The organism is Photobacterium nomapromontoriensis, from assembly GCF_050336815.1.
Taxonomy (GTDB): domain Bacteria; phylum Pseudomonadota; class Gammaproteobacteria; order Enterobacterales; family Vibrionaceae; genus Photobacterium; species Photobacterium nomapromontoriensis.
The window spans coordinates 55366-68817 of record NZ_JAKJSL010000023.1 but is presented as its reverse complement, the minus strand read 5'-3'; the positions used below and the strand labels follow the sequence as shown (position 1 = coordinate 68817).

At 43.6% G+C, this 13452-nt stretch carries 9 protein-coding genes; 6 read left to right on the top strand and 3 right to left on the bottom strand.

The features are described 5' to 3' along the window. Positions 1–107 precede the first annotated feature (107 nt). Positions 108–1001 (bottom strand): CDF family cation-efflux transporter FieF, encoded by an 894-nt coding sequence (gene fieF / locus L4D12_RS09015; RefSeq protein WP_428447500.1) that lies wholly within the window; start codon positions 999–1001, stop codon positions 108–110. Between the two features lie 231 nt (positions 1002–1232). After that, a complete protein-coding gene (locus L4D12_RS09010; protein ID WP_428447499.1) occupies positions 1233–2144 on the bottom strand; it encodes a LysR family transcriptional regulator in 912 nt (303 codons plus the stop codon). 138 nt (positions 2145–2282) lie between these two features. Between L4D12_RS09010 and L4D12_RS09005 the strand changes: the two genes are divergently transcribed. From L4D12_RS09005 to L4D12_RS08995, 3 genes are all read left to right on the top strand, one after another. Beyond that, positions 2283–2723, top strand: a complete 441-nt coding sequence (locus L4D12_RS09005) for a carboxymuconolactone decarboxylase family protein (protein WP_428447498.1) — start codon at positions 2283–2285, stop codon at positions 2721–2723. A gap of 633 nt (positions 2724–3356) precedes the next feature. Continuing rightward, positions 3357–5858 (top strand): tetratricopeptide repeat protein, encoded by a 2502-nt coding sequence (locus tag L4D12_RS09000; protein WP_428447497.1) that lies wholly within the window; start codon positions 3357–3359, stop codon positions 5856–5858. A 304-nt stretch (positions 5859–6162) separates the two neighbouring features. Beyond that, a complete protein-coding gene (locus tag L4D12_RS08995; RefSeq protein ID WP_428447496.1) occupies positions 6163–7500 on the top strand; it encodes an Ig-like domain-containing protein in 1338 nt (445 codons plus the stop codon). A 114-nt stretch (positions 7501–7614) separates the two neighbouring features. On the opposite strand, the gene L4D12_RS08990 is transcribed toward L4D12_RS08995, so the two are convergent. Next, positions 7615–9111 (bottom strand): sulfatase-like hydrolase/transferase, encoded by a 1497-nt coding sequence (locus tag L4D12_RS08990; RefSeq protein ID WP_428447495.1) that lies wholly within the window; start codon positions 9109–9111, stop codon positions 7615–7617. A 391-nt stretch (positions 9112–9502) separates the two neighbouring features. Between L4D12_RS08990 and L4D12_RS08985 the strand changes: the two genes are divergently transcribed. The 3 genes from L4D12_RS08985 to L4D12_RS08975 all read left to right on the top strand — a co-directional run bounded on the left by L4D12_RS08985 (position 9503) and on the right by L4D12_RS08975 (position 13446). Next, positions 9503–10258 carry a DeoR/GlpR family DNA-binding transcription regulator gene (locus L4D12_RS08985; RefSeq protein WP_428447494.1) on the top strand — a complete coding sequence of 252 codons (756 nt, stop codon included), beginning with the start codon at positions 9503–9505 and terminating at the stop codon, positions 10256–10258. 77 nt (positions 10259–10335) lie between these two features. After that, positions 10336–11625: an L-fucose:H+ symporter permease gene (gene fucP, locus L4D12_RS08980; RefSeq protein ID WP_428447493.1), complete on the top strand. Its 1290-nt coding sequence runs from the start codon at positions 10336–10338 to the stop codon at positions 11623–11625. A 72-nt stretch (positions 11626–11697) separates the two neighbouring features. Further along, on the top strand, positions 11698–13446 hold the full coding sequence (locus L4D12_RS08975) for an L-fucose isomerase (protein ID WP_428447492.1): 1749 nt from the start codon (positions 11698–11700) through the stop codon (positions 13444–13446). The last annotated feature ends 6 nt before the right edge of the window (positions 13447–13452 follow it).

Sequence of the window (13452 nt, the reverse complement as noted above, 5' to 3'; positions counted from 1 at the left end):
TGAATGAAGTGTGATGATGGTAGTCATGAGTTGATTTCTTTATGTGATGAGTGCAAATCCAAGATGCCACAATAAGTGGCATCTAATGGATTGTCGTCTGATTCTTTTCAGTGCTTTCTGTGAACGTGATTAACAACCGACATCGGATCCTGATGAATTAGAATATCGGCTCCAGGGTAGGCCACTTCCAGTCTGTCTTCTACTTCATCAGCAATTCGATGAGCATCAATGAGTTTAAGGTTATCATCCAGTTCAAGATGCAGTTGTATAAAACGTGTCGCCCCTGCTTGGCGGGTACGTAAATCGTGCACACCTTCGACGCCCGATACCGTTGATGCCAAAATATGAATTTTTTCCTGATCTTCAATTGGCAATTGGCGATCAAGCAGTGACTGCACGGCTTCATAGGCCATTTTTGCAGCATTGAACAGAATGAAGATACCGATACCAATAGCAAATAATGCATCTGCAATGGGGATGCCATACCATGCAAGCGCTAATGCGACGATAATGGCGACATTCATGAGCAGATCGGATTGGTAATGGAGTGAATCAGCGGCAATGGCCGGACTGCCCGTTTTTCTCACTACCCACTTTTGAAACAGTACTAAACAAGCGGTGATGAGAATAGCAATCCCACTGATAAGCACACCAGCTTCTGGATGGTGCAGTTCGGTGGGTTTAAACAGACGTTCAATACCATTAAGTAATAGGAAGCATGCCGATCCGACAATGAATGCCGACTGTGCTAAAGCGGCCAATGATTCGGCTTTACCGTGCCCGAACTTGTGCTCTTCGTCAGCAGGCTGTAGTGAATAACGCACCACTACCAGATTGGTGACGGAGGCCAGAAGATCAATCAGTGAGTCGACCAGAGATGCCAGCAAACTGACGGATCCCGTATACCACCAGGTAAAAAGTTTCATCAAAAGAAGAACGGTAGCCGTGATTGTTGCCGCCCAGGCGGCTGTCTGTACGAGGCGAGCGTAATTTTTTTTCATGAGCACTGTCAACGTAATCTAAGTATGGAAAGTATACGTTTTTTTTACGAAAAACTAACGAATTAGTATCTTTTTATGTAGCTGTACTCTGTGAGAATAAAGGCTTTAGAGCAGCCGCTCCTCCAATCTAGTGACATGTCATCTGTAGCGGTGAGCCTCCTTGTGAACATAAGTTAACTATACCAAAGTAACATCAAGATACGGGCCTTTAATGCATCTTGATGTAACGCATTACGCGACGGGTATGTTTTTGGTCTTAATGGCATCCACCAGAAAATCCAGAAAGGCTCTTATCTGTGGCTGCGGATATTTACTACCACGGTAAACGGCATAGATTTCCCCGCTGGAATGCTCGTGTTGCGAAGCTATCCAGTCTGGCAGAACCTGCTGAAGTTTACCCTCTGCGATCAGATCATCTACCATCCAGCTAGAAAGTAATAATATTCCACCTCCGCCTAACGCGGCAGCCATCAGTGGTGAGCCCCCCCGTGAACATAAGTTACCTTGCACTGGTATTTTTTTATGCTGCTTTTTTTGACTGAAATGCCAATAGTTACGTTGTCGATCGTGACTGAGCAACAGGCAGTTATGCTCGCTGATATCTTCTGGCGTTTGAGGTTCACCATGACGTTTAAGATAGTCTGGCGAGGCGCACAGCGTGGTGTGGTTAGTCATGAGCATCCGGCCATTGAGGCTACTGTCTGCGGGTTTTCCGATACGGATGGCGAGATCGATATTTTCGACATTCATATCCACCATTTTGTTATTTAGATCGATGTCGACGTTAATCATGGGGTAGCGTTCAAGGAAGGCCGGCAGGATAGGGCTGATAATTAAATTACCAAAGCTCTCAAATACCGAGATCCGCAAGCTCCCGGAAGGAATCGCATTGGTTTTATCCATGGAACGAATGAGCAGGTCGGCATCATTCATGAGTTTGGTGGCACCGATCAAAAAATATTCCCCCTCTTCTGTCAGTAGTAGCTGACGAGTGCTGCGCTTGAACAGAGTGACTTGCAGTTGCTGTTCAAGGTTATCGATATTGCGGGCTACTGAGGATGGTGCCATTTTCAGTGCTTGTCCCGCTTTAGAAAAGCTGCCGGAGGTAACCACTTGGGTAAATACACGTATAAGCTCTAACATTGATTAACCTTTGCGTTAAATGCAAAACTATTGCAGATTTTCAATGGATTCTATCTATCGTCAGAATGATTCACAATGACTTCATCAACTCAACGGGGGTGTTATCCCGAGTAAATTTAACTGAGAGAGGACATTGTTATGACAACACGTATCGATATTAGCGCACTACAGAGCGAAGCCATTGACGCCATGATGGGACTGGAAAATTATGTTTCAGGTAATACGCTTTCTCCAACAATTAAGGAGTTGATTAAACTGAGAGTATCGATGATCAACAACTGTGCTTACTGTATTGAAATGCACACACCTGTGGCTCAGAAAAATGGTTTGAGTGTACAGAAAATGATGGCGTTATCCGCATGGCCGGAGTCACCACTGTTCAGTGAAGAAGAGCGAGCTGTGCTGGCCCTGGCGGATGAAATGACATTGATTGCGGAACAAGGATTAACAGATAAGACATACCAGCAGTGTATTGCGCTGCTTGGTGATACGCCAACAGCACAGTGCATGATGCAGGTTGTGACGATTAATGCATGGAATCGTATCGCCGTTTCAACCAAGATGACTCATTCTCATTAATTATTACTGCTGAGTAAAAGTCATTTGTTTTTTGGTGAGATTGTCATTATTTTAGTTATCAATATAATGGGCCTATCGAAACGGAACCCACTGTTTTCGCCGAATTTGTAAATCCTAGAAAGCTTTTCTTATATTGTCTTTTGACCTGCATTCATTGTCTTTTGAGCAGTATTTATTGTCTGTTCAGCCTTTTCTTTTCCGCCCTGCGTCAGCTCGGCGGTTTTTTTCGTTGAATATTATGTGTTGAATATTATGTATAGACACCCACACTTTTGTACTCTCTTACCCTGAATAGCACTGCCTGACAAACCACATTCACGCTATTATTTTTAACGAGCCATCTGGCTAGACTTTGTCATGCGAGAATTTAAAAATATCCATTTTTATTATGTTGTTACTCGTAAGATGGTACTGTGTTACTGACGGTGAATGCCTCTTGCTATGTAAATAGTCAGTGCTTATGAGGTGTCGCTTGATCGGGGCGATTCATCAGTTGAACAATGTGTGCTTTCGTGTTAATAATTTTATTAATTATTTAATTTCAGCGTCTTAGGTGGTAAATTTGCACCTTATCGTCATAAAGAATAAGAATGTTATGACGTCGATTAAGACTCATTTTGATAGGCACCTACCTTGCGCTATTTATCAATTTTCCCTCTAGCGGCGGTGCTGACATTCAGTACAGCTTACGCTTCCGATCCACTTGCCGCATTCATGCAGGAATTACAAACACCGACTCTTAGTGCTCATGAACGCCTGAAATTGGCACAGTCTATTCCAAGACATACCGCACTGAGCGCGGCAATGTTGGGCAATTATTACTATACCGGAGAAGGGAGTAATACCCCTGATAAAAGCCGCGCTTTGGCAATGTTTGAACTCAGTGCCAGGTTAGGTGACGATATTTCTGCATACAGTGCTTTTCTTGGCCATGTACAGGGGTGGGCTATTCAGTCTGACCCCATTAAAGCTGGCCCTTATTTATGGCAGGCAGCGAAAGCAGACGTTAGTCAGTCTCGGCTTTACTTGGCAGAGGGATACCGGACAGGTGCCTATGGTTTACCGCTAGATATATTAGCGGCTAGTCAGTGGGCGTATTCCGCAGAAGTGCCGCCAGAAATGCATCTAGATCTGTGTATGCAAGGCGATCCCATTTACATGAGTGATCGCTGTGTGAACGACTGGGTAAAACCTGCGGCTGAACAAGGTAACCCCGTGGCGAGTTACCGCATGGGATTGAGGTCTCTGTATGGAACAAGCATACAACCGCCAGAACCCAAGATAGCACAAACGTGGTTAGAAAAGGCGGGCGACTATGGCCCGGCATTAATGGCACGTGGTGATGAACTATTTGCCGATAAAGGGAGTAACGCTTTTACCGAGCAAGATCAGCAAGAGATGCAATTGTTGCTGGAAAAATCCGCGCTTGCGGGAGAGCCAAAAGCTGTTACCGAGTGGGCGTATGTGCTGCTAGAAAAGAATGAGCGTGATGCCGCCTTAGATGTGCTAATTTCAGCTGACATAATGGGTAGCTGTAATGGTGGGTGTCAGTATCAGTTGTATCGGTTGTTAGAAAAAGACGATCCTGATGCATCGCGTCAGCACTTGGCTAACGCAGTCGCAGACGGGGATGCCAACGCCATTATAGAGTACGCCCTGACGTTAAACTCTAAAAGTAAAGACACCCGTGAGTTGATCCATCAAGCTGCAGTGAAAGGCAACGTCACCGCCATGTTATGGTTGATGGACAAAGCCACTGAAGCAGGAGATGCTAAGGAAGCGTTGGTTTGGCGACATGAAGCGGCCGCATTTCAAGATTTCATTAGCCAAAAAGTGCTGAGAGAATATTATTACGATAACGAATCACCGATAGAGATTAACGAGTACTGGTTAAATAGCTTTAATAATGACAGAACATTTTATGATGTGATTGACTTGCTCGCTAAAAGTGGGCGTCCTGATGCGCGAGCACTTGCGCTTGAAAAGGCGAAGGAGCGAACCAAAGGAGGAAAAAAACATTTCATGCAACTGCGCGCCATTCCTGAAAATTCGAATTACTATCTCGTCCATAACCGCTTAGTCGAGTCGTTATATCGTCACCGTGATCGTGCCGTTGCACTGTGGCCGTGGCAGGTAGATGGTAATGCATGGGGTGCACCTGAGCGAGTTAAGTATGGGCGAGATGTTAATCGGACACCGGTGCCATATACAGATGGTGGCCTTCGGGTTAGCGGATCATGGGCACCACCTGAGATGTTAACGTTCAAGTTGTTAGCAAATAACCAATCTGCACAACAGAGTCACTGTGGTTATCTGTTTACCCGAGCAACGAGTGATTACAACTTCATTCATAAATTGGAAGCGGGATGCCGACCAGAGCCCGCGATAATGAACACCCTCCAATATGCAGGCGCTAAAAAACTCGTGCACAACGGTTTTGCGTCCGCAGCATTATTGCATGATGGCAGCGTCGCCACTTGGGGTAGCGCAATGATGGGTGGGACGCCTATTATTGCGGCTGCTAATTTAGAAGAAGATGCTTACCAAAGTCTTGATGATGAACTTAAAGTCTACCGTCGCCTACAGAGTAATATCGTTGATATCGCGCCAGTACAAGGGCATTTTCTAGCATTGGAGTCATCCGGTAATATTTTACTCTGGGGGCCATTGGCCTATCTGTTTGATCATGAGATCAAAGGTGACTATCAGGCTTTGGCAGCTACGCCGGATAGTGATCGCTTTTGCGCATTGACCAAAAATAGTGAAGTGCATTGTTGGATTTTAGGTGGTAGCGCAACGCCGTCGGTTGAAGCTAAGTCAGTATCCCGTTTGGTGAAGGTGGATGGTACCTTTGATACATTTGCCATGCTCAATGAGGCTGGCCAGCTGACGTTACAGTCTATGGTAATGAAGCAGGACACGGATGATCTGTTACCAGATAGGGACAAGACTCAGCGTTGGAAAATGCTGGATCAGGTTATAGTGGAAGGTAAGCTTCGTACGCTGCTGGTTGATACTAATAATCATGCTTACTTCATAAAAACTGACAAGGGCAGGTTAGAACTCAAATCGCTAAACAGGTCTATTTTCGGTGCATTAATCGCGACGTCGCCTGAAACCGCCACTTATCTCTGAACAACGATGTAAATCTTTTTTTGCCGCCCTGCGTAAGCTCGGCGGTTTTTTTTTGTGGGTATTTTTCTTAGCAAGATAGTCAATATCCTACTTATATTGATGGCCGTTTGGTTTACGTGGGGAGTTAGTTTATTGATATATATAGTTCTGGTACTTGATGACGGTATTCGCCTAATTACTATTGAAAAAGGCGGAGTATTGTACAGTCTTGTATCATTTTGTCATATAAATTCATTGTGATTGACAAGTTATGCACGTCGCGGGCAAAATTAAATTCCTTTTAAGTATCACAGTTTGTAATTAAATGAATAATCTAAAAAAAATGTCCTATTTGGTTTTGCTTTCTGCCATATTAGCTGGATGTGGAGGGGGAGGCGATGACTCACCAGATGCCACACAGGTCGCACCACCACACGTTGAAGAAAATACACAAGATAGCAATAATGTTCCAAAAGATGATAATAATGCTGATTTAACCTTGATTGCATTAAGTGTCGAAAAAAATGAAATACCGAAAGGCGTTACAGTAAAAATAACAGCTAACGCTACGTACAGTGATGGTAAAAAACAAGATATAACCAATCAGGTGTCATGGGATATCCTAGATGATTCTGTTGCCACCATGAGTCGTAATGGGCAGTTAAAAGGAGTCCAATCAGGATCTACCTCGATATCAGCAACCGTTGGTGATATTAAAAGTAATGTTATTCAAGTCAATGTAACAAATGCGGTATTAGACAGCATTTCAATAATAAACAACCAATCCCAACTTGCGATAGGTGAGCAACAAGAGTTATTTGCTTATGGCGTTTTTTCGGATGGAACAAGAAATGATATTACAGATGATGTTTTATGGCAGATAGAAAATCCAGAGTTAGTAAAATTAGTTAATAATAAATACATTATTGGATATGGTGATGGCGAAACACAAATAACAGCATTATTTGATGGTGTTAAACAGTCTCAAAATTTAACTGTTACGCATGATATTGATTATCAATTATATATTATTCATGACGGGACATCATCATCAACGAGTTCTGTTATTGGGGGGGGGAATGATGTTATTTTACATAACTCTGATTACCCATATTCGGTCAATATAAAAGATAATAATCTGACGGTGGTAACAAGCAGCGATACTAATAAGTATAAGGATGCCGTTGTTTCTCATCAGTTAACAGAAATCAACGATCAAGATGGACGGTTGATTGGGTTTACTGGCTATGTCATGTCATCGTTTGAAAAGAAAAACTCACCGTTGGTTGGGGAACGCACTGAAAATATGATTTACATTGTCGGTTATAGAAAAAGTGCAGTTAGTGATATCCAGTATCAATATAATGGCACGATTTTCTATTCTATTGGTAATGGAGATGAAACCCCCGATGAACATGGAATGGCATTTGATTTAGCCAAGAATACCTGTGAAATAAACTTTGGTTCGGGAAAATATCTTTGTTCAAATATTTCTATAACGGGTAACAATATTACGGCCATCATGAATAATAGTGAAAATCAGTGGGATGGTACGGTAAATGGTTTTATCTATCGAGATGAGAATTCTATTCATATCACCGGTGTGATTGAAGGGAAACGTAATAAGGGCATTGATTTTTTTGATGTGCATTCAAATCTTTGAGTGTAGATTAAATACGATTTCTGAAAGAAGCCACCGTTCGGTGGCTTTTCTGTTTTGTGTGTTCTGAGACAAAGTAGTAAGTGAGTTAAGCGAGTACTTTTACATCTTCATGGGTCAGTTCAGTGTGGCACTGGTTTTTTGGCTTTCAATAACTTCAAAGATATATTTATCAAATAGCGGTTCGTCTGCGCGGACAACGGTTTTATCGTAAGCCATGGCTTCTGCTTTCAGTGCTTCAACAATTTCTGGGTGTTGGTCTGCAATATTCCAGCGTTCTCGGGTATCGATGTCGATATTGAACAGTCGGATGGTATTCTTTTCCTCAGGTTTCGGATTTAGGAAATTGACGGTGTCAAAATGTAGCTTGTAGCTGCCTTTGCGGTACGCTTTCATTTCACCCTTGAAAAAATACGCATTGTAGTCTCGTGTAGGTGTCGTGCTGTTAAGTAATGTGGTGGTGATATCAAAGCCATCATATACTCGATCGGTAGCCAGTTTTGTACCTGTCAGTGTTGCCAGTGTCGGAAAAATATCGAGAGCTGAGCCGATGTTACGAATAGTTTCGCTAGCGATATGCCCTTGCCAGTTAAAAATGGCAGGCACGCGTACTCCGCCTTCATACGTACTGCCTTTACCATTTTCAAAGAAGCCACTACTGCCTGAGTTATGTTTATATGGCAGCCAAGGCCCATTATCACTCATGAATATGATGATGGTGTTATCACGTAGGTCGTTTTTCTCCAGTTCGTTGACGATTTGCCCCACGCTGTGATCCAGTTCGGCGATTGAGTCCCCATAGGCACCGCCTTGAGTGGTACCTTTGAATTCATCGCTTGGGAATAAGGGTACATGCGGCTTACCGAATGGTATATATAAGAAGAATGGGTTGTTCTTATTGTCTTGAATGAAGTCAATAGACTTGGCAACCACATTCTTGGTGAAGTCTTGTTGCTTCATTGGCTGCTCTACTACTCTGAGCGTGGTGTGCCCGTAACCTTCATAAACCGGGGAATTCCAGAATTTCTGTTCTGGGTTCATATTCGCGTGATTAACTAATCGACCACGTTCTTTGAGGGCCGCAGTATCACCCCTCAATTTGGCCTGTTCAGATTGGACGAGATCCAGTGTGAATGTTTTATATGCATCATTGGACATCGGGATCCCATACCAGTAGTCGAAACCATGGTTTGTTGGGTAGCCAACCTGACTGTCGCCCAAGTGCCATTTTCCTACGATACCGGTGGTGTAGCCCCCACTCTTCAGTTGCTCAGCCAGCGAAATTTCATTTTGAGGGAGGCCGTAGGGGTCGTTTTCAACACTGACGAATGACTGCTTACCATACATCCCCGTTCGGATTGGGTAGCGGCCAGTTAATAAGGCACCGCGACTTGGCGAACATACTCCGCTGGCGACATAGAAACTGGTCCACTTTTGTCCTGTGTTCGCCAGCTTATCCATATGCGGGGTGTGATTAACCGGATGGCCGTATGCCCCCAAATCCCAGCCCATGTCATCAGCCAGAATGAGAACAACGTTAGGCTGGACATGCTGTGCTTGTGCGACTGGTGACAGCGCAACGATTGATGCAGCCAAAAGTGCCGTTTTAAGCATGCTATATACTCCATTATGATACGAGTAGTCATCATAAAGAAAGTAAAGGTAAGTACACCTTTGGCTGTTTCATTCTTTGAATTGCATGTGACATGAAAGGTAAAGTGGAATACATTCGAAAAGATGCTTTTACTTTAAATGTTATTGGTAGTGATCATTAAGCTACGCCACTTGATATATTCCTTGTTTTGACCGTTTTTATCTGTTTTTAATCATATACGGGCATCGGTATGTTGTTGGTTGACTGAATATGCCCGAATTTGTGGTTTTTTAGCGGGCTGTTTTGGTGATTGCGATCAAAATTATGAGCCAATAGCAGGCTTACTGTGAGGAAGCTCCCAATTTTTATATCTATTTTCTTGAATACTTAACTTGTCTTCGGGAGGATCAGATGAATATAAGAAAACAGCAAATCATTACAGAAATCGATGTAACAGGAAGTGCATTGGTTATAAACCTCTCTGAGAAATATAATGTTTCAGTAGAAACAATTCGCCGTGATTTAAAAGACCTCGAAAAAAAGGGAAAATTAGTTCGTGTCCATGGTGGTGCAATTAGTTGCAATGTTGATGACATGGGGACATCGTTTAATAACCGTGCCAAATATAACGTAGATAATAAAAGAACATTAGTTGAAAAAATTGTTTCTGAAATGTTTGAAGGGGCAATTATCGGTATTGATGCCAGTTCATCAAGCTGGTTGTTTGCCCAGGTATTGCCGAATATACCGTGCACTGTAGTGACAAATTCAATTAATGTTGTTGAGACCTTATCAAAAAAGAACAATATTAAAGTTATTTGCCTGGGTGGTGAGTACTCGACAAAGTATGAAGGTTTTTATGGCATGATCACCAAGAGTGCCCTCTTAAAACTGAGTTTAGATTTCTGCGTAATCTCATGCAGTGGTTTTGATTTTGATAAAGGTGTGTGGGATTCCAATGAAATAAATCTCGATGTAAAACGGACGTTACTCGACGTGTCAGATCACGCCATTGTGATTGCAGATGAGACAAAATATAAGAAAAGAAGTTTATTGAAAATTTGTGAAATCCATGAAATTGATTATTTGGTAACAAATATATCAATTGATAATGAAACAAAAGCCGATCTAGAGAAAAAGTACAACTTAGTTCTAATTAACCAATAATCGTAACAAGAGCATAAAAACACTTAAACAGTATTGTTTTTGTATGGATGATATTACCTATAATAAAGGAAATTATTGTGACTGATACTCTACATACCCCCATATATAATGATAATAAAGCGGAAGTGATACCAAAGGCTGTACTTATTCCGTTTATATTGTTAACAAGTTGCTTTGCTCTTTGGGGCTTGGCAAATAATATGACCGATGTATTAATTGCACAGTTCAGAAAAGTATTTACCTTAACGGATATGCAATCTGGTTTAGTACAAACAGCATTTTATGGTGCTTATTTTGTGCTGGCACTACCTGCTGCATTATTTATTCAGCGGTACAGTTATAAAGCTGGCGTACTATTAGGGCTGGGTTTATTTGCCGGTGGTGCACTACTGTTTTACCCCGCAGCCCAAGCGATGGCGTATATGCCATTCTTAATGGCTCTCTTTGTGCTTGCGGGTGGCTTATCTATTCTTGAGACCAGTGCTAACCCGTACATTATTGCGATGGGTCCAGAAGAAACAGCCACCCGTCGTTTGAATATCGCTCAGGCATTTAATCCGGTCGGCTCCATTTTAGGTGTCGTGGTTGGTAAGTTTTATATCCTGTCACAATTGAATCCAGCTACGGATGCAGAGCGGGCACAAATGTCTACGGATCAGCTGTCAGCGATTCAAACTGCTGAGCTTAATGCGGTGATGATGCCTTATTTGGCGGTGGCTGGTGTGATCCTCTGTGTATGGCTTGCCATTGCGTTTACTAAAATGCCAAAGGCAAGTGATGTGGCTTCAGCTGCACAGGGTTCTCTTAAAGATGCTTTCTCTCGTCTACTTCAGAAAAAACACTTTGTCAGAGGGGTTATTGGTCAGTTTTTCTACGTGGGTGCACAAATCGGTTGTTGGTCATGGACAATTCGTTATGTGATGACCCAGGTAGGTGGTACAGAAGCAGATGCATCCACGTACTTGCTGGTTTCTATCGTTGTATTCAGTGCTTTCCGCTTCATCTGTGTTGGCTTAATGAAATACATCGCCCCTGAGAAACTGTTGTCGATACTCGCGGGTGTGGCTTCTATCTTAACGCTGGTTCTTATCATGATTGGTGGCATTGCAGGTGTGTATGCGCTTGTTGGTATCTCTGCTTGTATGTCACTGATGTTTCCAACTATTTTTGGCCTGTCCCTGCGTGACTTAGGTCAAGATGCAAAATTCGGCGGTAGCTGCCTGATCATGGCCATCCTCGGTGGTGCTGTATTAACAGCCATCATGGGGCAGATCTCCGATAACTACGGTATTGAAGCCGCATTTGTTATTCCATTCATTGGTTTTGCTTATCTCGTCTACTTCGGTGCAAAAGGCTGCAAGGCCTAATTACTTACAGCGTAATAACGCATAGCAACGTATTTATTTAAAAATTAATTCGAAAAATTTAAAGGTAATTGTATGTCTAACTTAGTGAAAATCGGTATTCGTCCAACAATTGATGGCCGCAGAATGGGGGTGCGTGAGGCACTGGAAGATCAAACCATGAATATGGCGAAGTCGGCGGCTAAATTCATTGAAGAAAACCTGCGTCATCCTAACGGTGAGAAAGTTGAGTGCGTTATTGCAGATACCACGATTGGTGGTGTGGCTGAAGCGGCGCGCTGCGGTGAAAAGTTCAGACGTGAAAATGTCGGCGTTTCACTGACGGTAACCCCATGTTGGTGTTATGGCACCGAAACCATTGATATGGACCCGCATATGCCAAAAGCGATTTGGGGTTTCAATGGTACAGAACGTCCTGGCGCGGTGTATCTGGCTGCGGCCATGGCAGCGCACGCGCAATTGGGACTGCCTGCTTTCTCTATTTACGGTGAAGAAGTGCAAGATGCGAGTGACACCAGCATTCCGTCAGACGTGCAAGAGAAGATGTTGCGTTTCTGCCGTGCAGGTCTGTCTGTCGCGACAATGCGTGGTAAGTCTTATCTGTCTATCGGCTCTGTATCGATGGGGATTGCTGGTTCGATTGTCGACCAGTCTTTCTTCCAGGAATACCTGGGTATGCGCAATGAATATGTCGATATGACTGAAATTAAGCGCCGCTTAGATCGTGAAATTTATGACCACGAGGAGTTTGAAATTGCGTTGTCATGGGCCAAGGAAAACTGCCCTGAAGGTAAAGATTACAATAAGCAGCCTCTCGATGAAGTTCGTAAGCAACAAGATTGGGAAACCGTCGTTAAGATGACCATGATTGTGCGTGACTTAATGCAGGGCAATCCAAAATTGGCTGAAATGGGGTACGGCGAAGAAGCATTAGGCCATAACGCTATCGCGAGTGGCTTCCAGGGCCAGCGTCATTGGACTGATCATCTGCCAAACGGTGATTTCATGGAAGCGATTCTGAACTCCTCGTTTGATTGGAATGGTATCCGTGAGCCTCACGTGGTAGCGACTGAAAACGATAGCCTTAACGGCGTTAACATGATGTTTGGCAAGTTACTGACTGGTCAATCACAAGTGTTCTGTGATGTGCGTACGTACTGGTCGCAAGACTCGGTGGAACGTGTGAGTGATTACCGTCCGGCATCTGGCTTTATTCACTTAGTGAACTCCGGCTCTGCGGCATTGGATGGATCCGGCGAAGCACGTGATGCATCTGGTAAGCCTGTGATCAAACCGTTCTGGGATATGACACAAGATGATACCGCTAAGTGCTTGGAAGCAACCTGCTGGCCACCGGCTGATATCGAATACTTCCGAGGCGGTGGTTTCTCTTCCAACTTCCTGACCAAAGGTGAGATGCCGTTCACTATGCACCGTATCAATATCATTAAAGGGATTGGTCCGGTACTGCAGATTGCGGAAGGTCATTCTGTTGAACTACCGACCGAGGTGCATGGCATCTTGAATGAGCGTACCAACCCAACATGGCCAACAACGTGGTTTGTGCCACGCCTAACGGGTGAAGGTGCCTTTAAAGATGTGTATTCGGTGATGGCAAATTGGGGGGCGAACCACTGTGTGATCACCTACGGTCACGTAGGGTCTGATTTGCTTACACTGGCATCGATGTTGCGTATTCCTGTGTCCATGCACAACGTGGATGACAGTCAGGTCTTCCGTCCTCATGCATGGTCTGCGTTTGGGCAAGATAAAGAAGGTCAGGACTTCCGCGCTTGTCAGAACTTTAACGCACTTTATAAGTAATCGGTA